At 70.5% G+C, this 24,740-nt stretch carries 19 protein-coding genes; 8 read left to right on the plus strand and 11 right to left on the minus strand.

Translation table 11 applies throughout. From position 1 onward, the window contains the following. Nucleotides 1-145 precede the first annotated feature (145 nt). The 5 genes from AC5W7N_RS17065 to AC5W7N_RS17085 all read right to left on the minus strand — a co-directional run bounded on the left by AC5W7N_RS17065 (nt 146) and on the right by AC5W7N_RS17085 (nt 4,416). Complete coding sequence (locus AC5W7N_RS17065) at nt 146-1,075, minus strand: hydroxymethylglutaryl-CoA lyase (RefSeq protein WP_163809384.1); 930 nt, start codon at nt 1,073-1,075, stop codon at nt 146-148. Next, entirely contained in the window at nt 1,066-1,245 is a 180-nt protein-coding gene (locus AC5W7N_RS17070; protein WP_163809386.1) for a hypothetical protein, read from the minus strand. The genes AC5W7N_RS17065 and AC5W7N_RS17070 overlap by 10 nt, the downstream gene beginning before the upstream one ends. Next, nucleotides 1,242-2,474, minus strand: coding sequence for a CaiB/BaiF CoA transferase family protein (locus AC5W7N_RS17075; RefSeq protein WP_194989937.1), 1,233 nt, complete (start codon nt 2,472-2,474; stop codon nt 1,242-1,244). Before AC5W7N_RS17075 ends, AC5W7N_RS17070 begins: the two co-directional genes overlap by 4 nt. Nucleotides 2,475-2,610: 136 nt before the next feature. Beyond that, nucleotides 2,611-3,546: a TauD/TfdA dioxygenase family protein gene (locus AC5W7N_RS17080; RefSeq protein WP_163809390.1), complete on the minus strand. Its 936-nt coding sequence runs from the start codon at nt 3,544-3,546 to the stop codon at nt 2,611-2,613. A gap of 99 nt (nt 3,547-3,645) precedes the next feature. Continuing rightward, entirely contained in the window at nt 3,646-4,416 is a 771-nt protein-coding gene (locus AC5W7N_RS17085; protein WP_036539336.1) for a deoxyribonuclease IV, read from the minus strand. A 109-nt stretch (nt 4,417-4,525) separates the two neighbouring features. Between AC5W7N_RS17085 and AC5W7N_RS17090 the strand changes: the two genes are divergently transcribed. From AC5W7N_RS17090 to AC5W7N_RS17105, 4 genes are all read left to right on the plus strand, one after another. Further along, the gene (locus tag AC5W7N_RS17090) at nt 4,526-6,031 is read left to right on the plus strand and encodes a serine/threonine-protein kinase (RefSeq protein ID WP_194989938.1); all 1,506 of its coding nucleotides are present in this window, start codon (nt 4,526-4,528) and stop codon (nt 6,029-6,031) included. A 396-nt stretch (nt 6,032-6,427) separates the two neighbouring features. Then, a complete protein-coding gene (locus AC5W7N_RS17095) occupies nt 6,428-8,263 on the plus strand; it encodes a serine/threonine-protein kinase (protein WP_194989939.1) in 1,836 nt (611 codons plus the stop codon). A gap of 78 nt (nt 8,264-8,341) precedes the next feature. Further along, nucleotides 8,342-9,118, plus strand: coding sequence for an ABC transporter ATP-binding protein (locus AC5W7N_RS17100; RefSeq protein ID WP_194989940.1), 777 nt, complete (start codon nt 8,342-8,344; stop codon nt 9,116-9,118). Continuing rightward, entirely contained in the window at nt 9,118-11,706 is a 2,589-nt protein-coding gene (locus AC5W7N_RS17105; protein ID WP_495921882.1) for an ABC transporter permease, read from the plus strand. The genes AC5W7N_RS17100 and AC5W7N_RS17105 overlap by 1 nt, the downstream gene beginning before the upstream one ends. Before the next feature lie 66 nt (nt 11,707-11,772). On the opposite strand, the gene AC5W7N_RS17110 is transcribed toward AC5W7N_RS17105, so the two are convergent. From AC5W7N_RS17110 to AC5W7N_RS17130, 5 genes are all read right to left on the minus strand, one after another. Further along, the gene (locus AC5W7N_RS17110) at nt 11,773-12,963 is read right to left on the minus strand and encodes an ADP-ribosylglycohydrolase family protein (RefSeq protein ID WP_194989947.1); all 1,191 of its coding nucleotides are present in this window, start codon (nt 12,961-12,963) and stop codon (nt 11,773-11,775) included. A 104-nt stretch (nt 12,964-13,067) separates the two neighbouring features. Next, nucleotides 13,068-14,261: a VWA domain-containing protein gene (locus AC5W7N_RS17115; protein ID WP_495921883.1), complete on the minus strand. Its 1,194-nt coding sequence runs from the start codon at nt 14,259-14,261 to the stop codon at nt 13,068-13,070. After that, complete coding sequence (locus AC5W7N_RS17120) at nt 14,258-16,639, minus strand: DUF5682 family protein (protein ID WP_495921884.1); 2,382 nt, start codon at nt 16,637-16,639, stop codon at nt 14,258-14,260. Before AC5W7N_RS17120 ends, AC5W7N_RS17115 begins: the two co-directional genes overlap by 4 nt. Then, the gene (locus AC5W7N_RS17125; RefSeq protein WP_163809403.1) at nt 16,636-17,730 is read right to left on the minus strand and encodes an ATP-binding protein; all 1,095 of its coding nucleotides are present in this window, start codon (nt 17,728-17,730) and stop codon (nt 16,636-16,638) included. Before AC5W7N_RS17125 ends, AC5W7N_RS17120 begins: the two co-directional genes overlap by 4 nt. Further along, complete coding sequence (locus tag AC5W7N_RS17130; protein ID WP_495921885.1) at nt 17,727-20,234, minus strand: DUF5691 domain-containing protein; 2,508 nt, start codon at nt 20,232-20,234, stop codon at nt 17,727-17,729. Before AC5W7N_RS17130 ends, AC5W7N_RS17125 begins: the two co-directional genes overlap by 4 nt. Nucleotides 20,235-20,673: 439 nt before the next feature. Between AC5W7N_RS17130 and AC5W7N_RS17135 the strand changes: the two genes are divergently transcribed. The 4 genes from AC5W7N_RS17135 (at nt 20,674) to AC5W7N_RS17150 (ending at nt 24,355) form a co-directional block, all read left to right on the plus strand. Further along, nucleotides 20,674-23,100: an AAA family ATPase gene (locus tag AC5W7N_RS17135; RefSeq protein WP_495921886.1), complete on the plus strand. Its 2,427-nt coding sequence runs from the start codon at nt 20,674-20,676 to the stop codon at nt 23,098-23,100. Between the two features lie 125 nt (nt 23,101-23,225). Continuing rightward, nucleotides 23,226-23,594 (plus strand): hypothetical protein, encoded by a 369-nt coding sequence (locus AC5W7N_RS17140; RefSeq protein ID WP_163809409.1) that lies wholly within the window; start codon nt 23,226-23,228, stop codon nt 23,592-23,594. Nucleotides 23,595-23,654: 60 nt separating this feature from the next. After that, on the plus strand, nt 23,655-24,044 hold the full coding sequence (locus AC5W7N_RS17145; RefSeq protein ID WP_228807103.1) for a YchJ family protein: 390 nt from the start codon (nt 23,655-23,657) through the stop codon (nt 24,042-24,044). Between the two features lie 35 nt (nt 24,045-24,079). After that, nucleotides 24,080-24,355, plus strand: a complete 276-nt coding sequence (locus AC5W7N_RS17150; protein WP_194992625.1) for an Rdx family protein — start codon at nt 24,080-24,082, stop codon at nt 24,353-24,355. A 12-nt stretch (nt 24,356-24,367) separates the two neighbouring features. Here the strand turns inward: AC5W7N_RS17150 and AC5W7N_RS17155 are convergent, their stop codons facing one another. Then, entirely contained in the window at nt 24,368-24,586 is a 219-nt protein-coding gene (locus AC5W7N_RS17155) for an FmdB family zinc ribbon protein (RefSeq protein WP_495921887.1), read from the minus strand. Nucleotides 24,587-24,740 lie beyond the last annotated feature (154 nt).

Raw genomic sequence — 24,740 nt, forward strand, 5'->3', positions numbered from 1 at the left:
GACCGCCCCGGCGCGGTCGCCGCAACGTCACCGCGGTAGTCGGCGGCGGTGGTCGACGGCAGCCCGGTGACGGCTGGTGCCGCACAGCGCCCGGCCGGTGCGATCCATCGACCCGGATCGGTCGCCGCGAGCCGCCGCCGCGCGGTCAGGATGTGCGGATCACCCAGTCGAACGCTCGCGCCTCCGAACGTGCGCCCTGTGTGGTGCGCGAACGATTCGGCTCGCCGAGTTCGCCGAGGATGCCGTCGGTGAGCCCGACCAGCTCGGCCAGCACGGCGGGCGTGAACCAGTCCGGGCGGGTGGCGAAGAGCAGGTCCTCGGTGGCGGTATTGCCGCTGGCACCAGGGGCGAACGGGCAGCCGCCGAGCCCGCCGAGCGAGCCGTCCACCATGGCGGCGCCCGCGCCGATCGCGGCCAGAGAGTTCGCCACGCCCATGCCCCAGGTGTCGTGGCCGTGGAAGACGATGCGCCGCTGCGGTGTCCGCTCGCGCACCGCGCTCACCAGGGCCGAGACCTCGGCGGGATAGGCCTGTCCGAGCGTGTCGGCGAGCACGATGTCATCGGCGCCCTCGGTGCGCGGATCGGATGCGATGGCCAGCACCCGCGCCGGATCGACCCGGCCGTCGAACGGACAGGTGAACGCGGTGGCCAGGCACAACTGAATCGAGCCGCCCGCTTCCCGGGCGATGCGCACGGCGTCGGGCATGGCGGCGACGCTGGCCTCGGTATCGCGACCGATATTGGCGCGGTTGTGCGCGTCCGACACCGAGAAGCAGTACTGGAAATTGCGCACGCCCGCCGCGGCGGCCTTCTCCACGTGGCGCGGCGTCGCTACCCACAGCCAGCAGTGCTCGAGTTCCTCGGGCGTCAGAGCCGCGACCAGTTCCATGCTGTTGGCCATCGGCGGCACCAGATCCGGGCGCGCCAGGGAACCGATCTCCAGCGCGGGCACGCCGAGCGCGAGCAGCCTGCGCACGATCTCGACCTTGTGCTCCACCGGCAACGGCTTACCGGTCAATTGCAGACCATCGCGCAGGGTGACATCGCGCAGCAGCGGAGCGGCGGTCACAGCCATCGCGGGGCCCGCTTGTCCTGGGCTTGCGGCGGAACGCACATCACACCGCCGCACGGTTTCTCGTTCATGCCCGCCGGATTGGGGTGCACGGTCGGGCGGCGATGTTCGGGGGCCTTCAGCTCCCAGCGGCCGCGGGCCGGTGGACGGCGCGGGGTACGGCGGCGCCTCACGAGGCCGCCTCCTGCTCCCGCGCGCCGGTGAGGGCGTCGACCTCGGCCTCGGTCATGCCGAGCAGCTCGGTCAGCACCTGGCCGGTGTGCTCGCCGAGATCCGGGCCCACCGAACGGATCGGCAGCGACCGGTCACCGATCACCGGGACGATGCCGGTGAAGCCCACCTGTTTGGGTTCGGGTTCGCCGACGTCGACCGGGAAGTGCTGGATCATATTGCGCGCGGCGTACTGCTCGTCGGCGACGATATCGGCGGCGGTGTAGATCGGCCCGCACGGGATCGCGGCCTCTTCCAGGACGCGCAGCGCCTCCGCGCGGGTATGCCGGATCGTCCATTCGCCGATGGCGGCGTCGAGGCGGTCGCGGTGCCGCCAGCGGCCGGCGTTGTCCTGTAGTTCCGGGTCGGCGGCGAGGTCGGGGCGTTCGATCACCTTCATGTAGCGCTGGAAGATGGCGTCGCCGTTACCGCCGATGATGATGCTGGTGCCGTCGGAGCACGGGTAGGCGTTGCTCGGCGCGATGCCTTCCATCCGGCCGCCCACCCGCTCGCGGTTGATGCCGTAGGCCAGATAGTCCGGGACCAGCGATTCCATCACCGACAAGATGGCCTCGTTGAGCGCCACATCGATCACCCGCTGCGCCAGCGGCACCGCCGTGCTGCTGCGCTCGCGCTGGAACAATGCCATCACCGTGCCGAACGCGGCGTAGATCCCGGCGATGGAATCGCCGATGGACACACCGACCCGCACCGGCGGGCGGTCCGGGTCGCCGACCAGCTCACGCAGTCCGCCCACCGCCTCGGCCACCGCGGCGAACCCTGGGCGGGCGGCCAGCGGCCCGGTCTGGCCGTAGGCAGAGATGCGTGTGATCACCAGATTCGGGTTGGCGGCCTCGAGCACCTCGGGTCCGAGACCCCATTTCTCCAGCATGCCGGGCCGGAAGTTCTCCAGCAGCACATCGCAGTGGCGCACCAGGTCGAGCACCACCGCGCGCCCGGCCTCGGTCCGCAGATCCAGCGTGATCGACTTCTTGTTGCGGTTGATGGTGCGATAGAGCATCGAGGTGTCGCCGCCGTATAGGCGCCAATTGCGCAGCTCGTCGCCGGTGCCGGGACGTTCGACCTTGATCACCTCGGCGCCGAAATCGCCGAGGATACGTCCGGCGGTCGGTGCGGCCACATAATTGCCGAGTTCCAGGACGCGCACACCGTCCAGGGGCCTGATGCTCATGGCCAACAGTGTGAACCATGGGCGTGCTCGCCCGGCGGTCGCCTCCGCCGGGCGGGTCGTGTCGGGCGGTATCCGGTCCCACCCGCCCGGGGTTGTGCGTGGTGACCTTGGGCCGTCGCCGCCGGGCCCTGACCGGTCAGGCGGCGTGGGCCCGTGGCACGTCGATGATCGAGTAGTGCTCGGCATTACCGGTGCGGACGGTGCTGAGGGCGCCGTCCACGCCGACGGGGATATCGCCGGCCAGGGTGATCCGGGTGAGCTTGCGCGGCTGATCGTCGTAATCGTCGACGGCGTAGTGCTGGGTGGCGCGGTTGTCCCAGATCGCGACGTCACCGTCGGACCAGTTCCAGCGCACGGTGTGCTCGAGCTTGGTGACCCGATCCTGGAACAACCGGAACAACGCCTGCGATTCGGTCGCCGAGAGGCCGACGAAATTCTTGACGAAATGTCCGAGCAGCAGCGCCCGCTCGCCGGTCTCCGGATGCACCCGCACCACCGGATGCTCGGTCTCGTACAGCGTCGACTCGAACTCGGCCCGGTACTCGCGCTGATGATCGGTGGGTTCGGTGCCGGTGCGGGTGGCGTAGTCGTAGGCATTGGTGTGCACCGCGCGCAGATTCTCCGCCAGCAGTTTGAGCGGGTCGGGCAGCGAATCGTAGGCGGCGACGGTCGAGGCCCAGGTGGTGGAGCCGCCGTAGGAGGGCAGCCGCACCGCGCGCAGGATCGACGCCTTCGGAACGCGGTCGACGAAGGTGACGTCGGTATGCCAGCTGTTGGCGCGGCCGCGTTCGGAATCGATGGCAAGCGATTTCACTCCCGCCGAGGTGACGGTCGGATGCGGAGTGGTCGGGCTGCCGAGCAGTTGCGCGAACGCGTACTGGCCGTCCTCGTCGAGGTGCTGCTGGCCGCGGAAGAAGATCACCTTGTGTTCCAGCAGCGCGCGGTGGATCGTGGCGACGGTCGTGGCATCCAGATCTGCGCCGAGCCGGACACCGTCGATCCGGGCACCGATGCGGGAACCGAGCTTGACCACCGAGACGGTGGCGGCGGACGTGGCGTTGTCGACGGTCATGAGGCACCTTCGCGGGAGAGCGGATGTTGATACCGCGAGCACACCACCGCCCAGCCCGCATCGACAGGTTTACGGTCGGCCTGATCCCAACGCAGGCGCTCAGCCGACGTGTTCGCGCAGATACGCCATATCGTCGGCGACGCCCTCGGCCGGAGTCTCCAGGATCACCGGTGCGTCGGCGGTGCGGCAGACCTCGGCCAGCAGCTGCGGGTCGATGGTGCCGTCGGCGAAATTGGCGTGCCGGTCGGCGCCGGAATTGAACTCGTCGCGGGAGGAATTCAGGTGCACCAGATCGATGCGCCCGGTGATCGCCCGGATCCGCTCGACCACGCCGACCAGGTCTTCACCACCGGCCCAGGCGTGGCAGGTGTCGAGGCAGAAGCCCGCACCGAACTCGCCGACCGCGTCCCACAGCCGGGCGATGGAATCGAAATGCCGCGCCATGGCATGGTTTCCGCCTGCGGTGTTCTCGATCAGGATCGGTACCGCGAAGCCGCCCTTGTCCTGCTGACGTTCGAACAACTTGCGCCAGTTGACGATCCCCGCCTCGATCTCCTCATCGGAGCGGACGTGCCCGCCGTGCACCACCAGGCCGAACGCGCCGATGTCGGCCGCGGCCTTCGCCTGCTGGGCGACGGCATTGCGCGACGGCATACGCAGCCGATTGTTCAGGCTGGCCACATTGATCTGATACGACGAATGCACCACCACATCGATCGGGCTGGCCAGGATCTGCTCGGCCCGTGGATGCGGCTGTGGTTTATCCCAGCTCTGCGGATCGACGACGAACAACTGGATGAGATCGGCGCCGAGTTTCTCACCCCAGCCGATCGGATCGCTGTCGAGCCGGACATGTGCTCCAATGCGCATGCAGTCACCATATCGACCGCCACCGACAGCGTCGCCGGTGTTGCGCCCTGGCGGGTCGGCGAGATACATCCGTAGGATTGGATCCGACCCGGAGAGGGGGGTGTGTACGGTGCTGGCGCCTGGCGACGAGTTCGTGGGTTACACCATCCGCAAGGTGCTCGGCCGCGGCGGTATGGGCACCGTCTATCTGGCCAAGCATCCCCGGCTACCCCGGCTGACCGCGCTGAAGCTGCTCAACCGGGAGCTCTACACCGACAACGAGATCCGGCGCCGTTTCGAACGCGAAGCCGATCTGGCCGCCCAGCTCGATCACCCGAACATCGTCACCGTCTACGACCGTGGCGCCGAGGACCGGCAGCTGTGGATCTCCATGCAGTTCGTGCCCGGCGCCGATGCCTCCATTGCCGATGTGAATGTGCTGGCGCCGGGGCGCGCGGTGCAGATCGTCGCCGAAACCGCGGCCGCACTGGATTTCGCGCACGCCAACCGGGTGCTGCACCGCGATGTGAAACCGGCGAACATCCTGCTCGCCAAAGCGCCGATCGGGCAGCCCGAGCGGGTGCTGCTCACCGATTTCGGTATCGCGGGCATGCGCGACAGCGACACCACGCTCAGCTCGGCCGACACGATCACCGCGACGCTCGCCTTCGCCGCGCCCGAACAACTCACCGGCGCCAAACTCGATCATCGCGGCGATCAATACTCGCTGGCCTGCACGCTGTACTGGCTGCTGACCGGCGATTCGCCCTATGCGGCGCCCACGCCGGCGGCCGTGATCAACGGCCACCTGACCGCTCCGGTGCCGCGGCTGAGCCGGGTCCGGCCAGGGCTGCCGCCCGCCCTCGACGATGTGCTCGCCCGCGCGCTGGCCAAGGACCCGGTCGACCGGTTCGCCAGTTGCACCGAGTTCGCCGCCGCCGCACGCCGGGCGCTGGGCAATGCCGGGGCGCCGCAGCCCTACACCGGATGGCTGCCCGCGCACGGCGCGCACCTGGCCGCACCGCACGCACCGGGCCCGCGCCACGGCCATCCCGGCCCGCCGGCCGGTTACCAGCCGCCGCCGCATGCGGCTCCGCCCTCGCGTGGTGTTGCCCTGCACCGCCACCCACAAGGCCGGGTGCCCGGTCCGCACCATCCCGGGATGCCGCCGCATTCCGCGCCGCCCCGCCACTCGGCACCGCCACCGCCTGGCCCGCCACCGAGCTCACCGACCGGCCACCCGGTGGCACCGCCCGTGCCGCCGCTGAGTTCGCCCACCGGCCGACCCGTGGCACCGCACGCGCGTGGCCCCGAGTCACGGCCGGACAACCGGTTCCCGCCCGGCCCGCCGCACCAACCCGCTCCGATGCCGTCGCACGGCCCGTATGGCGGCCCCGGTGGCGGTCAACCACCGCGCCGCGGGCAGCACCGACCGGGCGATGCGCCACCGCCGGGAACCCGGCCGGTCCCGCACTCGGCGCAGCAGAGCGGGCCGCCGCCGCAGGCGCCGCGCCGGCCACCCACCCCGGCGGTGATCGACCTGCCGGGCGCCCCGCGCCGGATCGGCAGGGCCCCGTTCGGCGGTTCACCGGCCCAGCCGCGGCAGCCCCCGCCGGAGCCGGAGTCGCAGGCCTGATCGAGCTCGCAGGGGCTGGTGACCGAAAGCCGGCTGTTCGAGGCGTGTGCCGCTGACGGCTTGTTCCGGGACGTAGGACTGCTCGACCGCAGACCGGGCCGGGACCGACGTCACCGACGACCCGGTCCGCGGGGCCGGGTGCGAGCGATCGTGGGCCGCGGATGGCGTCTTCGCCGACGTCCTGACGGGGCCTGCGCCGCGCTCGGATAGATGGCGCTGGTGGGGGCTGTCGACGAGCCGAGCCCGGTTCCCGCGACCCGGCGGCCGAGTGCCGGACTGCTGCTATGGTTTCGGTGCTTTCCGTGGTCGGGCCCAGACAGGTTCGACCATGTGTTCTTTTTGCCTGTACGCCTGTTCATCGGTGGGTCCCGGTGGGCGGCGGGAAGTGGAGCAGAAATGCTGGCCAACGGCGACGTTTTCGCCGGCTATGTCATCGACCGCGAACTGGGGCGCGGTGGCATGGGCTCGGTGTACCTCGCGAAACATCCGCGGCTGCCGCGGATGACGGCGTTGAAGCTGCTGAACCGCGAGATGTTCTTCGACAAGGAGGTGCGGGCGCGGTTCGAACGGGAGGCGGACCTGGTCGCCCGGCTCGATCACCCGAGCATCGTCACCGTCTACGACCGCGGGCTCGAAGACGAGCAGCTGTGGATCTCGATGCACTACATCGACGGCATCGACGCCGCATCGGTGGATCCGCGCAGGCTGCCGCCCGAACGCGCGGTGCAGATCATCAAAGAGACCGCCGACGCGCTCGATTACGCGCACGGCATGGGGGTGCTGCACCGCGACGTCAAACCGGCCAACATCCTGCTCGCTCGCTCCACCGGGGGCCGCGGCGAACGGGTCTACCTCACCGACTTCGGCATCGCCCGCCTGCGCGACGACACCGGCCACCTCACCCAGACCGGCACCTTCACCGCCACCCTGGCCTACGCCTCGCCCGAACAGCTCACCGGCGCGACCCTGGACCACCGCTCCGACCAGTATTCGCTGGCCTGCACCCTGTTCTGGCTGTTCACCGGGCACGGCCCGTTCCAGGCCACCAACCCCGCCGCGGTCATCCAGGGCCATCTCCAGTCACCGCCCCCCGCCCTGAGTTCGGTGCGGCCCGGCCTGCCGCAGGCCTTGGACGGTGTGCTGGCCAAGGCGATGGCCAAGCGGCCCGACGATCGTTTCGCCTCCTGCTCGGAGTTCGCCGCCGCCGCACAGCACGCGCTGAGCATGCCGAGCGCGCCCGCCATGCCGATCGCGGGCCCGACCGCGCAGGGGATGCCGCTGCAGGGCGGACCACGCACCGCGATGGGGCAGACCCAGGCGCCCTATCCGACGGCCAACGCGCAGTTCACCAGCGGTGCGACGGCCCAGCCGCATGGCAGCGGCACCCATCAGCAGCCCTTCGGCAGCGGCACGCACCAGCAGCCGCACGGCAGTGGCACGCACCAGCAGCCCTTCGGCAGCGGCACCCATCAGCAGCCGCAGCCGTTCGCGAGCAGCCCCGCGGTACCCGCGCCGCCGCCGCCGATGGCGAACCAGAATCCGTACGCGCAGCGCTCCGGATTCAACCAGTCGCCCCCGCCGATGTCACCGGTGTATTCGCCGCAGTCGCCGAAGAAGAACACCGGCCTGATCATCGGTATCTGCGTCGGGTTGGTGCTGCTGCTGGTGGTGGTCATCGGCATCATCGCCGCCGTCGCGAGCAACGATTCGAGTTCGGCGAGCGGATCGACCTCGTCCACCACGACCGCGACCAGCGTCGCCCCGGTGCCGGCGACGGCGGATTCGATCAGCAAGGAATTCCCGGCCATGGTGCCTGCCTCGAGCACCGGTGACGTCGGCTACCACAACGCCAAATGCTGGGAGACCGAACCGCAGTACGCGCCCGAACCCGAGATCGGCGAACCCGATTTCGGCAACTACGGCTGGCAGTGGCGCTGCTACGGCGGCGCCGACAACGACGATCCGTTCTACCGCTTCTACGTCTACGACAGCGCCGCCGATGTGCAGGCGGTGATCGACGGACTGCCCGCGAGCGCGACCAAGTCCTCCGATGCCAACGGCGGCCAGACCTACACCAACTACAAGATCGACTCCGACGGGCCGAAGATGATCACCGTCTTCACCGGCGAGCCCGAGCGCGCCCAGTACCTGATGTACACCGACGGCATCGTCGGCACCATCGACCAGGTGCTGACGTGGTGGAAGTCGGCGCCGTTGAGCTCCCCGAACTGAACGATTCCCCGGTCATCCCTGCGGTCTGGGTGGATTCCCCGATGGCGCGAGGGCGCGAACGCCGACAGACTGGTCACCATGACCTCGCACGCCGTTGGCATCGATCAGGCCCAGACGCAGGCTCCGGCCGTCGTCGCGGCCACCGCCGAAAACCTGACCAAGGTGTACGGGACCGGAGACACCCAGGTCACCGCGCTGGATTCGGTGTCGGCCGAATTCGTCAAGGGCGAATTCACCGCGATCATGGGACCTTCCGGCTCCGGAAAATCCACCCTGATGCATTGCCTGGCCGGGCTGGACAGCGCCAGCTCGGGCACGGTGCGCATCGGTGACACCGCCCTGAACGAGTTATCGGACAAACAGATGACGCGGCTGCGGCGCGATCGCATCGGCTTCGTCTTCCAGGCGTTCAACCTGGTCCCCACGCTGACGGCGCTGGAGAACATCACCCTGCCGCTGGACATCGCCGGGCGCGCCCCCGACCAGCAGTGGCTCGACACAGTGCTGGACCGGCTCGGACTCAGCGACCGGCTGACCCACCGGCCGAGCGAACTGTCCGGCGGGCAGCAGCAGCGGGTGGCCTGCGCGCGGGCGCTGGCGGGCAAACCGGAGATCATCTTCGGCGACGAACCGACGGGCAATCTGGATTCGCGCTCCTCCGGTGAGGTGCTCTCGATTCTGCGCACCGCCGTCGACGAATTCGGGCAGACGGTCGTCGTCGTCACCCACGACCCGCACGCCGCCTCCTTCGCCGACCGGGTCGTCTTCCTCGCCGACGGCCGCATCGTCGACGAATTGCGCGGCCCCACCGCGGAATCGGTACTGGATCGGATGAAGGCACTGGAGACCAAGTGATGGCGGGCAACCCGATGCGCAAGGTCGCCTTGCGCAATCTCGCCGCGCACAAGGTGCGGCTCGCGCTCACGCTGTTGTCGGTGGTGCTGGGAACCGCCTTCATCGCGGGCTCATTCGTCTTCACCGACACCTTGCAGCGCACCTTCGACGGCATCTTCGCCGATGAGGCCAAGGGTGTGGCGGTACGGGTCAGTCCCGAGGAACGGCAGTCGCTCGGCGTGCCCGACAGCGTGGTCGACGAGATCGCCGGTATGGACGGTGTGGGTGCGGTCGCACCCGGCGTGAACGGCACGCTGGTGTTGCTCACCCCGGACGGCACCAAGGCCGTGCAGACCGGCGGCGCACCGACCGTCGGCCAGGCCTATCTTCCGCCGGAACGCGCCGTCGCCGAACCCGAGGAGTTCACTGCGGGGGCACCGCCGGCCCGGGCGGGGGAGATCGCGCTCAACAGCGGCGGCGCCGAACGCGCCGGCCTCTCGGTGGGCGATCGGACCAAGGTGCTGATCCCTTCGCAGGGCACCATCGAGGTCACGCTCACCGGCATCTACGATCTCGCCACCGAAACCGGCGGCTTCATCGGTGTGTTGTTCGACGAGCAGCAGGCCAGGCAGTTGTTCACCGACGGCAAGCACGTCGCCTACGTGGACGTCGCCGCTCGCGGCATCTCCGGCGAGGATCTGCGTGACCGCATCGACGAGGCGCTGCCCGATTACAAGGTGCAGACCGGTGATCAGGTCCGCGCCGAGCTGAAGGCCGAGATCTCCGACGCCCTCAACTTCATCAACTATTTTCTGCTCGCGTTCGGCGCGATCGCCCTGATCGTCGGCACGTTCATCATCTACAACACCTTCTCCATGATCGTCGCGCAACGGCTGCGGGAGCTCGCGCTGCTGCGAGCCGTCGGCGCCAGCAGCCGCCAGGTCGGCAGCTCGGTGGTGGTGGAGGCCGTGGTGATCGGCGTCATCGGCAGTGCGATCGGTCTGCTCGCGGGCGTCGGGCTGGCGTTCGGGCTGTCGGCGGTGCTCAACGCGTTCGATCTCGGCCTGCCGACCGGTTCGATGACGGTGCTGCCGCGCACGATCCTGGTCGGGCTGCTGGTCGGGTTGCTGGTCACGGTGACGAGCGCCTACGCGCCGGCCCGGCGGGCCGCGAAGATTCCGCCGGTGCAGGCCATGCGGGAGGAATTCGCCTCGGCCGGTGAGTCGCTGCGGGTGCGCACCTGGATCGGGCTGGCGCTCGCGGTCGTCGGCGTGGTGCTCGTGGTGGTCGGCGCGCAGTCGACCGGCGGAACGGCAGCGGCGACCGTCGGTGTCGGTGCGCTGGCGCTGATCTTCGCGGTACTGCTGGCGTCGCCCGCCCTGTCCCGGCCGGTGGTGGGCGGACTCGGGCTGCTGCTGCGTCCGTTCGGGCCGATCGGTGCGATGGCGCGCAACAACGCCGTGCGCAACCCCCGCCGGACCGCCGCGACGGCCTTCGCGCTCACCCTCGGGTTGATGTTGGTCTCGGCCATCGGCATGCTCGGCGCCTCCGCGAAGGCCAGCGTCGGCGTGCTGGTGGACAAGGGCGTGGCCGCCGACTACGTGCTGGCCGGGCCGCAGATGGGCGGGCCGCAGTCGGTCGGTGTTCCCGCACCGGCGGTGGCGGCCGCCCGCGAGGTCCCCGGGGTGGCCGAAGTGGTGGCGATCCGGGGTGTCAGCGTGAAGATCGACGATGACGAGGAATTCGGCACCTCGCCCGATGGGCCACTGGATCGGGTGCTGAACTACGACGTCCTCAGCGGTACCGGCACTCTCGGTGAGCGCGACATCCTGATCGCCGAAGACGAAGCGGCCGAACACGATCTGCGCGCGGGCCAGCAGATCACGCTCACCAGCATGGACAAGAAGCAGATACCCGTCACCGTCGCGGGCGTCTACCGGAAGTCGCCGTTGATGGGTCCGCTGGTCGTGCCCTCGGCCGTATTCGACCAGGTGATGCCGCCGAACCTGCGCATCAACGTGCTGGCCCTCGTCGCGGCCGAGCCGGGAGCCGACCTCGCCGCCATGCGCACCGCGCTGGAACAGGCCACCGTGCAATCGGTGGCAGGCAACGACACGCCGGGGACCGGTGCGGATCAGCCGACGGAGGCCTCGCTGGTCCAGGTGCAGGACCGCGAGGAGTTCAAGGGCGCACAGGGCAGGCAGATCAACACCATGCTCGCCATCCTGTACGGTCTGCTGGCGCTGGCGGTGGTGATCGCGATCCTCGGCATCGTCAACACCCTGGCGCTGTCGGTGGTGGAGCGCCGCCGCGAGATCGGCATGCTGCGCGCCGTCGGCACCCAGCGCGCCCAGGTCCGCCGAACCATCTACCTGGAATCCATGCTCATCGCGGTTTTCGGCGCCATCGTCGGCGCGATCCTCGGGCTCGGCCTCGGCGTCGGATTCCTGCGCACCCTCCGCGATCTCGGGTTGGACCAGATCGCGGTCCCGTGGGGGCAGCTGGTACTGATGCTGATCGGTTCAGCGGTGGTCGGTGTACTCGCCGCGCTGTGGCCAGCGGTGCGCGCGGCGCGGACGCCACCGTTGGCGGCTATCGCGGATCTGTAGGGAGGTTGCGGGCCGATCGTATTCGTCTGCCCCGCAACCTCATTCGGTGCACGGCCGCGGTGGGCCTCAGCCGTGGAAGCGGGCGGCCCAGTGCGGGTCGATGTAATAGTCCGGACCGACAGGTGGGCGCGGCCCGAACTCCATGGTGAAATCCTGCGCGAGTGCCCAGACCGGACCGGCGATTTCGCACGCGCCGGCCCAGTCCTCGGGAATTGCTTGGTAGCCGTAGCGGGCACCGAGAAGATTGCCGCACATGGCGCCCGTGGCATCGCTGTCGCCGGAGTGGTTGACCGCGGCGCGCAGTCCCCGTTCGACGATCTGCTGCGGTGTGCCGCCCACCGATTCCGCGGTGAGGGCGGCATAGACGGCCATGGCGAGAGCCTCCGGCGCGGTCCACCCCGCACCCAGCGATTCGATCTGTTCGGGGCTCGGCGGGCCGCTCGCTGCCGACCGGACCGCAGCCGCCAGAGCCGTGGACACCTCGCGGTGATGGTTGTGCCGGCCCAGTTCTGTGCGGGCCAGGTCGACGGCGGAGGGCAGGTCGTTGCCGGTCCAGAGTCCGGAGATGATCGCAGCGAACGTGCCGGCGGCCAGCCATCCGCTCGGGTGACCGTGGGTGAGCGCGGCTGCCTCGCAGGCCAGGTCGAAGGAGCGGGCGGGGTGGGGGAGGAATCCGCAGGCAGCCACCCGAACCGCACCGGCCGAGCCCTTGGAGTCGTTGATCGGTGTGCTGGTGGTGCCCAATGGGCTACGCGACTGCTGCCGTTCGGCCGCGCGGAGCAGAGCGGTGAGCACGGTCCGCGATGCTCCGCGACGCTCGGCGACGGCAGGTAGCTCGAGCAAGCCGCTGCGCAGCGGGTATTGCTCGGCCGGAACCGAATCCAGCTGAGTGCGCAGCCACTCCACACACATCGCCTGCAACATGCCAACCGTCGGCGCGCCGGTTCCGCGGTCGCGCGCGCGGACGCTGCTGCGGATCATTGCCTCGACCATCAACAAGGCGAGCTGGCTCTCCTCGGACGTTCGGCCGGTGAATTCGGTGGGTTGATTGCTGTACTCGGCCACCTTTCCGCGGTACCCGTCGCGCCCGTACCGGTCCCGGATCTCGGCGAGCGTCAGCTCTTCCACGGCCGCGCCGAGCGCGTCCCCCACGGCCCCTCCGAGCAGACACCCGTGCGCGATCGGAAACGTGGTGGGCGGGATCTCCGACAGCCGCGGATACGACACCGGGAAGCTCGGCTCTGCGACAGCGAACATGTCAGGTGAGGGCATACCCGGCAGCGGTGGCTCGCCGGAGAAGACGAAAGGTTCCGGGAGGACGTTGTCCCAAGGGTTCGGCGGCAGTGGCAAGTCGTTATCGGTCACGGTCGTCCTGTGGTGGTGTTGGCCCAGGTGCGGATGTCGCCGCGGTTGAGGGCCAGGGCGAGGAGGTCGGGGAAGCGGTCGGGGGTGCAGGCGAAGGCGGGGATGCCGAGGGCGTCGAGGGCGGCGGCGTTGTCGTGGTCGTAGGCGGGGGCGCCGTCGTCGGAGAGAGCGAGCAGGACGACGATCTGGACGCCGGATTCCTTCAGTGCGTTGACGCGGCGCAGCATGTCCTCGCGGATGCCGCCCTCGTAGAGATCGGAGATCAGCACGAACAGCGTTTCCTCGGGGCGGGTCACCAGGGTCTGGCAGTAGGCGAGGGCACGGTTGATATCGGTGCCGCCGCCGAGTTGGGTGCCGAACAGCACGTCGACCGGGTCGGTCAGGTGCTCGGTCAGATCCACCACTTCGGTGTCGAACACCACCAGCGAGGTGCGCAGCGAGCGCATGGAGGCCAGTACGGCGCCGAACACGGACGCGTACACCACGCTCGAGGCCATGGAGCCGGATTGGTCGATGGCCAGCACCACATCGCGGCGCACCGCCTTGGCGCGGCGACCGTAGCCGACCAGCCGTTCGGGGACGACGGTGCGCTGCTCGGGCAGATAGTGCGCCAGATTCTTGCGAATGGTGCGATCCCAGTCGATATCGCGAGGACGCGGCCTGCTCACCCGCGCCGCGCGGTCGAGCGCGCCACTCACCGCGGCCACGGTGCGCGCGGCCATCCTCCGCTCGATATCGTGCACCACCTGCTCCACCACCGTCCGCGCGGTGGACCTGGTGGTTTCCGGCATCACCCGGTTCAGGCTGAGCAGGGTGCCGACCAGGTGCACATCCGGCTCCACCGCCTCGAGCAACTCCGGTTCCAGTAGCAACTGCGTGAGATCCAGCCGTTCGATGGCATCGCGCTGCATCACCTCCACCACCGACGACGGGAAATAGGTGCGGATATCGCCGAGCCAGCGCGCTACCCGCGGTGCCGACCCCTGCAGGCCGGCCGAGCGCGGCCCCGAACCGGCGGGCGGATCGCTGTCGTAGAGCGTGGACAGCGCGCCGTCCATGGCGGCATCGTCGGCCGAGCCGAGGCCACCGAGTTCGGGTTCGGCCGCGGCGCCGAGCACCAGACGCCAACGGCGCGCCGAGGATTCGCTGTCGACGGCCTCGGTAGCGGCGCGATCGGGCGTGTCGTTCATGGTCGGGCTCCCAGGATCTCGGCGACCACGCGCATCGCGCGTGCGCCCCGGTCGAGGTCCAGTGGCCGCACGCTCGCGGCACCGGCGGTGGCGGGGACTCCGTCGCGGACCGCGGCGCCGATGGCACGGCGTTCGCCCGTTTCGAAGGCGCCGAAGGTCCGGCGCAGCAGCGGCAGGGTCTGAACGAACTGGTCATCGTCGAGCGTGCGCAGCCAATCGTCGACCAGCCGCAGCAATGCGCGGTCGTGCACCAGCAGCAGCCCGCGTCCGCCGAGGAACCCGTCGATCCACTCCGCCTTGGCGGCGGCGGAGCTGCCGATGGACAACGCCGCGGCGAGTCTGCGCGCGGATTCGGCCCGGTCGATCCGGTCGGCGTCGCACAGCAGCCGCACCGTACGGCCCACGATCGCGCCGTGCACATCATCGCGGTCGGCGATGCGGTGCAGGGTCGTCAGCCATGCCTCGCGGGCTTCGGTGTCGTCCCGGATGTGGATCGCGGTGTGCCCGGCGTCGATCAGGCCGCGCAGCTCCAGCGCCGCATCGGTGTCCAGGCCGGTGACCGCACCGGGAAGGCCGGCACAGATGCGGATGAGCATGCCGTCGGCGACGTGGGTGAGCGCGGCGGTATCGGTGCCGCGTACGTCGCCGTAACGCAGGGTGCGCACCAGCCCGGGTAGTGCGGCCAGCAGATGGGTGACGTCGTGGTCGAGCGCGGCCACCGATTCCAGCCTGCCGATGAGTTCGCCGACGGCGCCGCCCAGATCGGCGAGCAGGGCAAGGCCGAGCGCGTCGGTGAGGTCGCCGACGGTACGGTCTGCGCGGGCCGCGGTGTCGAGTAGCTTGGTTTCGGCGGCGGAGGCGACGGTGGTGCCCCAGCGTGACGCCTCGATCACCGCCACCGCGAATTCCGGTTCCCACTGCAGGGTCCAGGTTTCGCGGAAGGTGCCGGTGGCGCGTACCTCGCTGTCGGTGGGCGTGCCCCATTCGACGTCCAGGATCCGCAGCTGGTGCAGTAGCCGGGATTTGCGGCGGTCGCGTTCCTTGCGCAGATCCAATTCCATCAGGGTGGGCTCGGGCTGCTGTTTCAGCCGCAGGGTGCGGGCTCTGGCACGCAGGTCGGCGTCCAGGGGTACCGTCGGCGTCGTCGCCGGGACCGCCCCGATGGCCTCGCCGACCACCAATTCGGCGCCGACCAACCGGAGCATGCTCTCATCGCCGTCGCACAGTACCGCTCTGGTGGCCTCGGTGACCTCCGACAACCCGGCCAGCGGCCGATCACGCAGCGCCGCCAGCGTTTCCGCCAGCCGCACGGCCTCGATGATGTGCGCGCTCGACACCGGAAGATCATGCCTGCGGAGCGCGTCAGCGACCTTGGTCAGCCAGCGGACGATGGGCTGCTCGGTGTGGGTGAACAGGTGGTGGTACCAGCCGGGGGAGGTGACACCGGCACCGTATCCGGAGGCCGACGAGAGCCGCGAATGCGTCCACGGCACCCAGGTAAGCCGGGCCTTCACCTTCGGCAGCCCCTTCACCAGCCGTGCGTCGGCGGCCGCGGGGCCGAGCGGTTCGACCAGCGCTGGCGCATGCCAGGCCCCGCAGACGATCGCGACGCGCTGCGCTCCGTCCTTCAGCGCCTTCCGGATCGTCTGCCGCATGTAGGCCTCACGCCGCAGTGTGTGTCGGTCGATCCGATCAGCCGGTGATATCGGCGGATGGAGCCGCTCGCCGTCGGCCTGGGCGCCGCTGTCGTTCGATCCGGTGGGGCGGCTCCGGCCGCGCCGTGGGCGGCTGTCGGCGCTCGCTGGTTCCGGCGGCGCCGACGGTGAATGCGTCGTGGAGTCGCCGGTCGGCTCAACGCCGGCGATGCTGTCGCGCAGGGCGCGCATCGCCTCGGTCAGGGCGTCGAAGGTGCCGATGTCGGTGGTCGATTCGACGATCGCGTCCCACCAGCGTTCGGCGTCGTCGTAGCCGGCGGCGGAGGCGAGTTCGGCGAGCGGGTCGGCGCTGTCGCCGGGTTCGGCGTCCAGCGCGAGCACAGTGGTGGCCGGCAGATCGCAGAAGCGCACGGGCACATCGTGTTCTGCCGCGTAACGCAGTGCCTGCCACTCCGGCGAGAACTGCGCGAACGGCCAGAACGCGGCGCGGGTCGGCGCGTCGGGGACGTAGGCGAGCATGGCGACCGGCGGCACCAGGCCCGGGTCTGCGACGAATGCGGTGAGCGGATCGGCGTCGGCCGGTCCTTCGATCAAGATCGTGTCAGGACGATAGTGATCAAGGGCGAGCCGCAGCGACCTGGCCGAACCCGGCCCGTGATGACGGATCCCGAACACCCGGGTCCGAGGCTCGGCGGCGCCAGGACCGCCGGTGGGTTCGCTCATCCGCCGGCCTCGCGGCAGGCGCGATAGAAATCGGACCACTCCGGGCGCTCGCGGACCACGGCCTCCAGGTATTCGGTCCACACCACCGCATCGGCCACCGGATCCTTGATCACCGAACCGAGCACCGCGCCCGCCACATCGCTCGCGCGCAGCACACCGTCACCGAAATGCGCCGACAGCGCGAGACCATTGGTGATCACCGAGATGGCCTCGGCGGTCGACAGGGTGCCCGAGGGCGATTTCAGCTTCGTCCGTCCGTCGGCGGTGACGCCGTCGCGCAGCTCACGGAAGATCCGCACCACCCGGCGCACCTCCTCGGCGGCCGCGGGCACCTCGGGCAACTCGAGCGTCGAACCCAGCTGCGCGACCCGGCGGGTGACGATGGCGACCTCGTCTTCCTCGCTCGCGGGCAGCGGCAGCACCACCGTGTTGAAGCGACGCCGCAAGGCCGAGGACAGCTCGTTGACGCCGCGGTCGCGGTCGTTGGCGGTGGCGATGACATTGAATCCCTTGGCGGCCTGCACCTCCGCGCCCAGTTCCGGAATCGGCAGCGTCTTCTCCGACAGCACCGTGATCAGCGCGTCCTGCACATCCGAGGGGATGCGGGTGAGTTCCTCGATCCGGGCGATGGCTCCGGTGCGCATGGCGGTGAGCACCGGTGACGGCACCAGCGCACCGTCGCTCGGCCCTTCCGCGAGCAGCCGTGCGTAGTTCCAGCCGTAGCGAATCGATTCCTCACCGGTGCCGGAGGTGCCCTGCACCAGCAGCGTGGAGGCGCCGCTGATGGCCGCGGAAAGGTGTTCCGACACCCAGGTTTTGGCGGTGCCGGGCACACCGAGCAGAAGCAGCGCCCGATCGGTGGCCAGGGTGGCCACGGCGACTTCCATCAGCCGGCGTGGCCCCACATACTTCGGGCTGATCACCGTGCCGTCGCCGAGGGTGCCGCCGAGCAAGTAGGTGACAACGGCCCATGGCGACAACCGCCACGACGGTGGCCGCGGTCGGTCGTCCACGGCGGCGAGGGCCCGCAGTTCGTCGGCGAAGGCCTGTTCGGCGTGCGGACGCAGCAGATGGGATTCGGTGGCGGTCACTGCAACTCCTCGAGCATCGTCGATCGGGTGGTGATGTCGTCGGCGAGCCGGTCGAAGGCCCGCGCCCAGGCCGGATCTCCGCAGCGGCGGGCCAGGTTCGTCGCCAGAGCTGCCGACGTCGGCGGCAGGTGCACCGACGCGGCGGTCAGCAATGACCGGTGCGCGGTCGGGGTGGTGCCGTGCGCTCCTGGACGACGTTCTGCCGCTCGCGCGCGTTCCTGGAGCAACAGCAGCACATGCCGGGCCACCGGCTCCGGCCACGGATGGCCGACGGCAGGCAGCAGCGCCTCGATCTCCGACAGCCAGGCACCGTCGAGCCGCAGCACATGCTGGCTCCGATCGGCCGGTGGGAGCAGGCCGAACAGTTCCCGGCGACGCAACATGGCCAGGTCCGAGGGGACTCCGGCGTCGAAAAGCGCTCGCGCCCATCGCGGATCGCGTTCGGCGAGGGTGGCGTCGACCCAGCCATCGAACATCGGTTGCCGGAACCGGTCGTCGATGGCGGCGCCGGTGGCGCGCTGCGGGGAATGCAGCACCGCCGCCCAATGCGCCAGCGGTGTCGCGGCCACCAGATGACGCAACCGCCCGGCGGTGACGTCGGGTGCGCCGGCCCAGCGATACCCGTATTCCCCGGTGCGGTCGGTGATGCCGTCACGCACGGCAGCGGTATCGAGCTCGTCCGGTATGTCGATGTTCACCTGGGCGTGCAGTGCCTTCCGGCCGATACGCACCCAGGCCGCGGCGCGTTCGGTCATGCGCTGGGAGAAAGCCGAATCCGGCAGCAGCCGCAGCAGCCCGGCCGCGGTCCGGCGCACATCGCCGCGCCGATCGTCGAGCGCGGACTCGAGCAGCGGCTCGTCGGCCGCGCTGATCCGGTCCTCCAGGACGGCGAGCAGCTCGGCCTTCAGCGGCCCCGACTCCGACTCCCATGCCGTGTGCAGCACCGTCCGCGCGGCGGCCGGGTCGCGTTGCCGCAGCGCGGCCAGCCACTCGGCCCGCTCGGCCGGTTGCCCGAGACGCCAGGCCGCATCGGATCCGGTGGGCTCGACCACCGACGCACCGTGCCGGATCAAGGTGTGCCAGGCCGGATTGCGCTCGGCCAGCCACCGGCCCCGCGTTCCCGCCAGCCGTAGCAACGGTTCTCGCACATCGGCGTGCCCAGCGGCGTATTCGAGCAGTTGCGCGCACAGCACGTCGGGAGCGCGGTAGTCCAATGGCGCGGCGGCACTCAGCCATTCGGGCAGGAAGCGCGAGCGGTCGCGCAACAGCTGCGTCAACCGCTCGGCGGCGGCGCGGGGCACCTGCCCGCGCGGATCGTCCTCGGCCGGTTCCGGTAGGTCGGCGCGGCCCGGGAGGATGCCACCGCGAGCGAAGGCGGCATCCAGGGCGGCGGATTCGAGCAGAAGCAGAGCGGGATCGGTGTCCAACTGCCGCACCTCGGCGGCGACGGGGGGAGGCAGCGCTGCGGTCGGTGGCGGTCGGCGCGCGGTGCCGAGCAGTGCCGCCGAGGCCAATTCGGCCGAGGCGACCGCCCCGCGCCCGCCGGGCCCGCTCACCACGGTGCCGATGTCGATCACCGCACCCGAGGCCAGCACCGACAGGGGCAGCAGGCCACTGTCGGTCCATTCGGCCGTCACGGTCACCGGATGGCCGCCGGAGACGCCGAGCAGGTCCCACTGCGGGTCGAGGGTCGCCAGCGGGAGTGCGGCGCCGCTGGTTTCGGCCAGCTGCCAGCCCTCCTCGCCCGGCACCGGCACGACGTCGGCGAGCAGCATCGGCCAGGAGCCGAGCCATGGATCGGCAGCGAGTGCCTCGGTATAGCGGTTCAGGGCCGCCTCGAGACCGGACATCGGTTCTCGCGGCACCGTGGTGAACGGTTCGGCGCCACCGTGCGCTGCGCCCCATAGCGCCCGCAACGGCGCCGCCGCCGGGTAGAAGTGCAGATCGGCCTCGGCCATCATGCCGAGCGCCGGTGCTTCGACCGCGAAGCCGGGCGAACCGAAATTGTGGTCGATCAGCAGTGCCCAGCGGCCGCTGCGCCGCCCGAACAGCCAGGTGCGCCGGGTGTAGAGCCGGTCGTCCTCGGTGACGCGGACGCCGAGCGTCATCCATTGGTCGCGGACGGCGGGTTCGGCCCGTACCGAATCCGCCCTGGTGGGGTAGCCGATACGGGTGCGGACGCTGGCGGCCAGCGGCGGCGCGAGCTCGTCGAGCCTGCGGTGCGCGGTGACGAGCAGATGCAGCCGGGCATACCGGTCGAGCACCACCTGCGGCCAGTCGGAGCGGGTGATCACGGCCGCGGGCACCTGCCGCAGGATCGCCGCCACTCCGGGCGCCTGCGCGTCCACCATGCGCGCCGCCATCGCTTCGAACGCGCCGAACGACCGATCCGACTGCGCCAGCCCGGTGCGCACCTGGTCGGCCAGCCAGATATCGAGTTCGGCCAATCCCGCGCTCACCCGCACCCGGCGTTGCGCCGTGGCCGGGTTCTGGCGCGCAGTCACCGGCTCTGCCTCACGTGCTCCATACTTCCCCCGCTCCTCGAGCCCCCTGCATTCGGTCCCCGGATTTCTACCGCATCGCACCGACAAGTTCCCTCGCCACCCGGATCTACCTGGGAAATCCGCTGTGCCGTCGAATTTTTCGGCGACGGTCGGCCGAGCGTGCGCTTGCGCACACGGGTGAGCTCTGGCATTCTGACCTGTTCGGCTCGCCCGAGCCACCCTGCACAGGGTGACACACCAACGAGCTGCCCGTCGGGGCTGGCGAGGGGTGGACATCGGAGCGCAGCCCCGCGTTTCGATGGCCAATTCCATCCCCGCGGGCAGTTTCTCGTCTGTGCCTGCGCCCGGCTATCGGGTAGCGTTTCGGACAGCTTTCGTACAGTGCGACCGCGCGCGGGGTGGAGGGTGCGCCGCGGTTCGGTGGTGCAGGGGGTGGTGTATGCGCACGAATTCCGAGACCGGCCCGGGGAGTCGGCACGCGCCCCGCTTGGCCGAGCTGGTCACCCGGCGGCTCGAATCCGATCCCGCGGTCACCGCGGATATCGCGCACACCGTGCTGGCGGCTCTCGGCGATCTCGAATCGAGCGAACCGGCAGCAGAATTCGGGGCCGCGGGTATTTTCCTGCGGGCGATCCGAGTGCGCGGGTTCCGTGGAATCGGTGCCGAGACCACTCTCGAGCTGGCGCCCGGTCCCGGTCTGACCTTGGTGGTCGGCCGCAACGGCAGCGGTAAATCCAGTTTCGCCGAGGCCGCGGAACTGGCGCTGACCGGCGGCAACCGGCGCTGGGACGGCCGGTCGGCGGCCTGGCGCGAGGGCTGGCGCAATCTGCACGAACCCGAAACCGCGCGTATCGAACTGGAATTACTCGCCGGCGGCGAGCAGCCCGCGCTCACCGTCGTCAAGGAATGGGCACCAGGTGCCGCGCTGACGGAAGCGCGGTGGACCCAGCGCACGGCCGCGGGCCCGGCGCCGTTCCCCGCGCGCCGCTGGTCGGTGCCGCTCGAGCTGTACCGCCCGTTCCTGTCCTACAGCGAACTCGGTGCCTTGGTCGACGGCAAACCGAGCGAGCTGTTCGACGCGTTGCATCAACTGCTCGGACTCGATGAACTCACCTTCGCGCAGGAGACCATCCGGATGCGGCGGCTCGAGCTCGAACGCGCGGCCCGCGACTCCCGCCAGGAACGGCTCGAACTGCTCGCCGATCTGGCCGCCGTGGCCGACGACCGCGCCATCCGGATGACCGAACTGCTGCGCCCGCCCGCGCCGGACCTGGCCGCGGTGGAAGCCGAGCTGTTCGGCACCGGCTCGGGCGGCGAACCCGAGGGCCTGCGCGCCATCGTGCGCCTGCGGTTGCCGTCGGAGGCCGAGGTCGCCGAGGTCGCCGCCCGGCTGGCCGCCTGCGGCACCGCGCTCGACCGCGACTCCACCGCCGACGCCGAGGCCGATCTGCGCATCCTCGACCTGCTCACCCGCGCCCGTGAGCACGCCGCCCGCACCGGGCCGTGCCCGTGTCCGGTGTGCGGACGGGGCAGTCTCGACCAGCAGTGGTCCCGGGCCGCCGAGGCCTCCATCGCCCAATTGAGCGAGCGGGTGGCCGCGCTGGCCGGCGCTCGTAGCGAGCTGAGCGATGCGTTGCGGGCGGCGCGCTCGCTACCGGAACAGATTCCGGCGGAGCTGGCCTTCGATCCGCGCAACCCACCAACGGTCGACACCGCGGCGGCCCGGCGGGCCTGGTCGGAATGGGCGGAGCTCACCAACGCCGAGTACACCCCGGAGCTGCCCGGGCGGCTGCTGGCCGCGCACGCGCGGCTGGTCGACGAGCTCGACTTCTTGCAGCAGGGCACCCGCAAGGAACTCGACCGGCTCGACGAGGTCTGGGCGCCGCTGACGCCGCGTATCGCCGCGTGGCTCGACGGGGCCCGCGCGGTGGCCGCGCATGCCGACGAGCTGCGCACGGTGCGCAAGGCCGAGGAGTGGCTCAAGGCGGCCACCGCCGGCCTGCGTGGGGAACGGATGGCGCCACTCGAGACGACAGCGCGCTGGGTATGGCACAGCCTGCGTCAGCAGAGCAACGTCGAACTGGGCGGCATCCGGCTGCAAGGCAATGTGAACACCGCGCGGCGGGTTCTGCTCGACGTCACCGTCGACGAGGTGGACGGCGCCGCACTCGGGGTGATGAGCCAGGGCGAGCTGCACGCCCTCGGGCTCTCGCTGTTCCTGCCCCGCGCGACCGTGGAGGACAGCCCGTTCCGATTCGTCATGATCGACGATCCGGTGCAGGCGATGGACCCGGCCAAGGTCGACGGGCTGGCCAGGGTACTGGCGACGGTGGCCTGGACCCGGCAGGTGGTGGTGTTCACCCATGACGAGCGGCTGGCCGAGGCGGTGCGCCGGATGCAGATCGACGCCAGGGTGCTCGAGGTGCAGCGGCGCGAGCGTTCCCGGGTGGAGGTGCGGGTGTCCGGCGATCCGGTGCTGCGCTACCTCGACGACGCCCGCGCGCTCACCCGCACCCCCCAGCTGCCACCCGCGATCGCCGACGAACTCGTCGCCACCTGCTGCCGTTCGGCGCTGGAAGCGGCGAGCCTGGCCAGGGCGCGGCGCACGCTGCTCGCCGACGGCGTCGACCATCGGGAGGTGCAGCGCCTGATCGATACCGCACAATCCACCAGAGCCATGGTGGCGCTCGCGGTCCTCGGGCCGTCCGGCCGGATCGAAGATCTGGGCAAACACCTTGCCCGCGAAGGCAAATGGGCTGTCGGTGCGCTCCGTGACGCCACCGCGGGCGCGCATGTGCCGATCGGGCGCAGCATGCAGGAGTTGATCGCCGATACCGAAAAGCTCGTCGAATGGCTGGCGCGATGAGTGAGGAAGCCGGCCCTGCCCGGCGCCGACGACGTCGGGGCGCGCGTGGCAGCGGCGGACGATCTCGCGGGCCGCGGCAGCGGCCGCGCCCGAACGGCCCGCCTCGCGACGAAACGCACATCGGCGTGGACCGCCCGAGCGTCGCCGAGCGGCTGGCCGCCGTCGACGGGCTGCTCGACGGCAGCGTCACCGACGCGGGCGGTCTGTGGTCGCGGGCGACGGCGTGGATTCTGCGGATCGCGCTGGAGCAGGTCGTCGACGAGCTGTGGATCCGGGTGGCGCCGGAGCTGATGCGCTGCCCCATGCGCGCCCAATTGCTGGCCCTGCGCACCTTCGCCGGACCGTTCACCGCCGCGCGGATCGCGACTTTGTGGTCGGCGCTGTCGCATGCGGCGCACCATCACGACTACGAGCTGGCGCCTGCCGTCATCGAGCTGCGGCGCTGGCGGGAGGAAACCGCGCGCATCGCCGACGAGCTCGCCACGATCGGATGAGCACCGGCCTGCCCGGCTCCCGGTTGGTCCGGACGGCGGCGGGTGAGCATGATCGGTGTCATGGATCAGACGCAGCCATGTCCGTGCCGGCGCGGCGAACCGTTCGGCAGCTGCTGCGGGCCGCTCTTGGCGGGCGAGCGCGATGCGCCGACCGCCGAGGCACTGATGCGCTCGCGCTACACCGCCTTCGCTGTCGGTGACGTCGGCTATCTGCGCCGGTCCTGGCATCGGCGCAGCCGCCCGGCGACCCTCGAAATCGATCCGGACCAGCGCTGGCTGTTCCTCGAGATCCAGCGGACCGAACGCGGCGGGCCCTTCGACGACACCGGCACGGTCGAGTTCACCGCGCACTACCGCGACGGCGCAGGCCGCGGCGCCCTGCACGAGGTCAGCCGCTTCGTGCGAGAGGACGGACGCTGGGTCTACCTCGACGGCGACGTCAGCGCCTGATCCGCGTGCGCGCCGCTCCCGGTAGGGTTCGCCGCATGCCCCGTGTCGCGATCGAGTACTGCACCCAGTGCCGCTGGCTGCTACGCGCGAGCTGGATGGCGCAGGAACTGCTGAGTACCTTCGCCACCGAACTCGGCGAGGTCGCCCTGGTGCCGGGCACGGGCGGCGTCTTCCGGATCACCGTCGACGGCGAGCAGATCTGGGAACGCAAGGCCGACGGCGGTTTCCCCGAGATCGCGGTGCTCAAGCAGCGGGTGCGCGACCGGGTGGCCCCTGACCGCGACCTCGGCCACGTCGACCGCAGGGACTGAACGGGCGCGGCCTCAGCCGCAGCAGCCGCCTCCACAGCACCCACCGGAGGGGCGCGGCGCGGCGGCGAGCGCCGGTGCGGCGGCTCGGCCGACGGTTGCGAAGGTGGTGAGTAGTTTGACGGTGTCGTCGTGCCCGTTCGGGCAGGGAGCCGGCGCGGACGCCTCGGCCATCGGACGGTTCACCTCGAACGTGTCACCGCAGCTGCGACACCGAAAGTTGTAACTCGGCATCGGCTAAGTGTAGCGAGCAGGTGACCCAGCAGACATTCGCCGCGGAATTGCCCGCTGAGCTGGGCCGCCGACGCGCCGGGCGCGACGCGCCGTTAGATGGTTCGCTTCGGTCACCACGGGTGTCATGAACACCGTCGTACCCTCGATAGACAGA

This window comes from Nocardia sp. CDC519 (genome assembly GCF_059509835.1).

What these genes read in the sequence shown, in the direction of transcription:
- AC5W7N_RS17065 (WP_163809384.1), bottom strand. Translation starts at nt 1,075, where the DNA reads ATGGCTGTGACCGCCGCTCCGCTGCTGCGCGATGTCACCCTGCGCGAT.
- AC5W7N_RS17075 (WP_194989937.1), bottom strand. Translation starts at nt 2,474, where the DNA reads ATGAGCATCAGGCCCCTGGACGGTGTGCGCGTCCTGGAACTCGGCAAT.
- AC5W7N_RS17080 (WP_163809390.1), bottom strand. Translation starts at nt 3,546, where the DNA reads ATGACCGTCGACAACGCCACGTCCGCCGCCACCGTCTCGGTGGTCAAG.
- AC5W7N_RS17085 (WP_036539336.1), bottom strand. Translation starts at nt 4,416, where the DNA reads ATGCGCATTGGAGCACATGTCCGGCTCGACAGCGATCCGATCGGCTGG.
- AC5W7N_RS17095 (WP_194989939.1), top strand. Translation starts at nt 6,428, where the DNA reads ATGCTGGCCAACGGCGACGTTTTCGCCGGCTATGTCATCGACCGCGAA.
- AC5W7N_RS17100 (WP_194989940.1), top strand. Translation starts at nt 8,342, where the DNA reads ATGACCTCGCACGCCGTTGGCATCGATCAGGCCCAGACGCAGGCTCCG.
- AC5W7N_RS17105 (WP_495921882.1), top strand. Translation starts at nt 9,118, where the DNA reads ATGGCGGGCAACCCGATGCGCAAGGTCGCCTTGCGCAATCTCGCCGCG.
- AC5W7N_RS17110 (WP_194989947.1), bottom strand. Translation starts at nt 12,963, where the DNA reads ATGTTCGCTGTCGCAGAGCCGAGCTTCCCGGTGTCGTATCCGCGGCTG.
- AC5W7N_RS17115 (WP_495921883.1), bottom strand. Translation starts at nt 14,261, where the DNA reads ATGAACGACACGCCCGATCGCGCCGCTACCGAGGCCGTCGACAGCGAA.
- AC5W7N_RS17120 (WP_495921884.1), bottom strand. Translation starts at nt 16,639, where the DNA reads ATGAGCGAACCCACCGGCGGTCCTGGCGCCGCCGAGCCTCGGACCCGG.
- AC5W7N_RS17135 (WP_495921886.1), top strand. Translation starts at nt 20,674, where the DNA reads ATGCGCACGAATTCCGAGACCGGCCCGGGGAGTCGGCACGCGCCCCGC.
- AC5W7N_RS17145 (WP_228807103.1), top strand. Translation starts at nt 23,655, where the DNA reads ATGGATCAGACGCAGCCATGTCCGTGCCGGCGCGGCGAACCGTTCGGC.
- AC5W7N_RS17150 (WP_194992625.1), top strand. Translation starts at nt 24,080, where the DNA reads ATGCCCCGTGTCGCGATCGAGTACTGCACCCAGTGCCGCTGGCTGCTA.
- AC5W7N_RS17155 (WP_495921887.1), bottom strand. Translation starts at nt 24,586, where the DNA reads ATGCCGAGTTACAACTTTCGGTGTCGCAGCTGCGGTGACACGTTCGAG.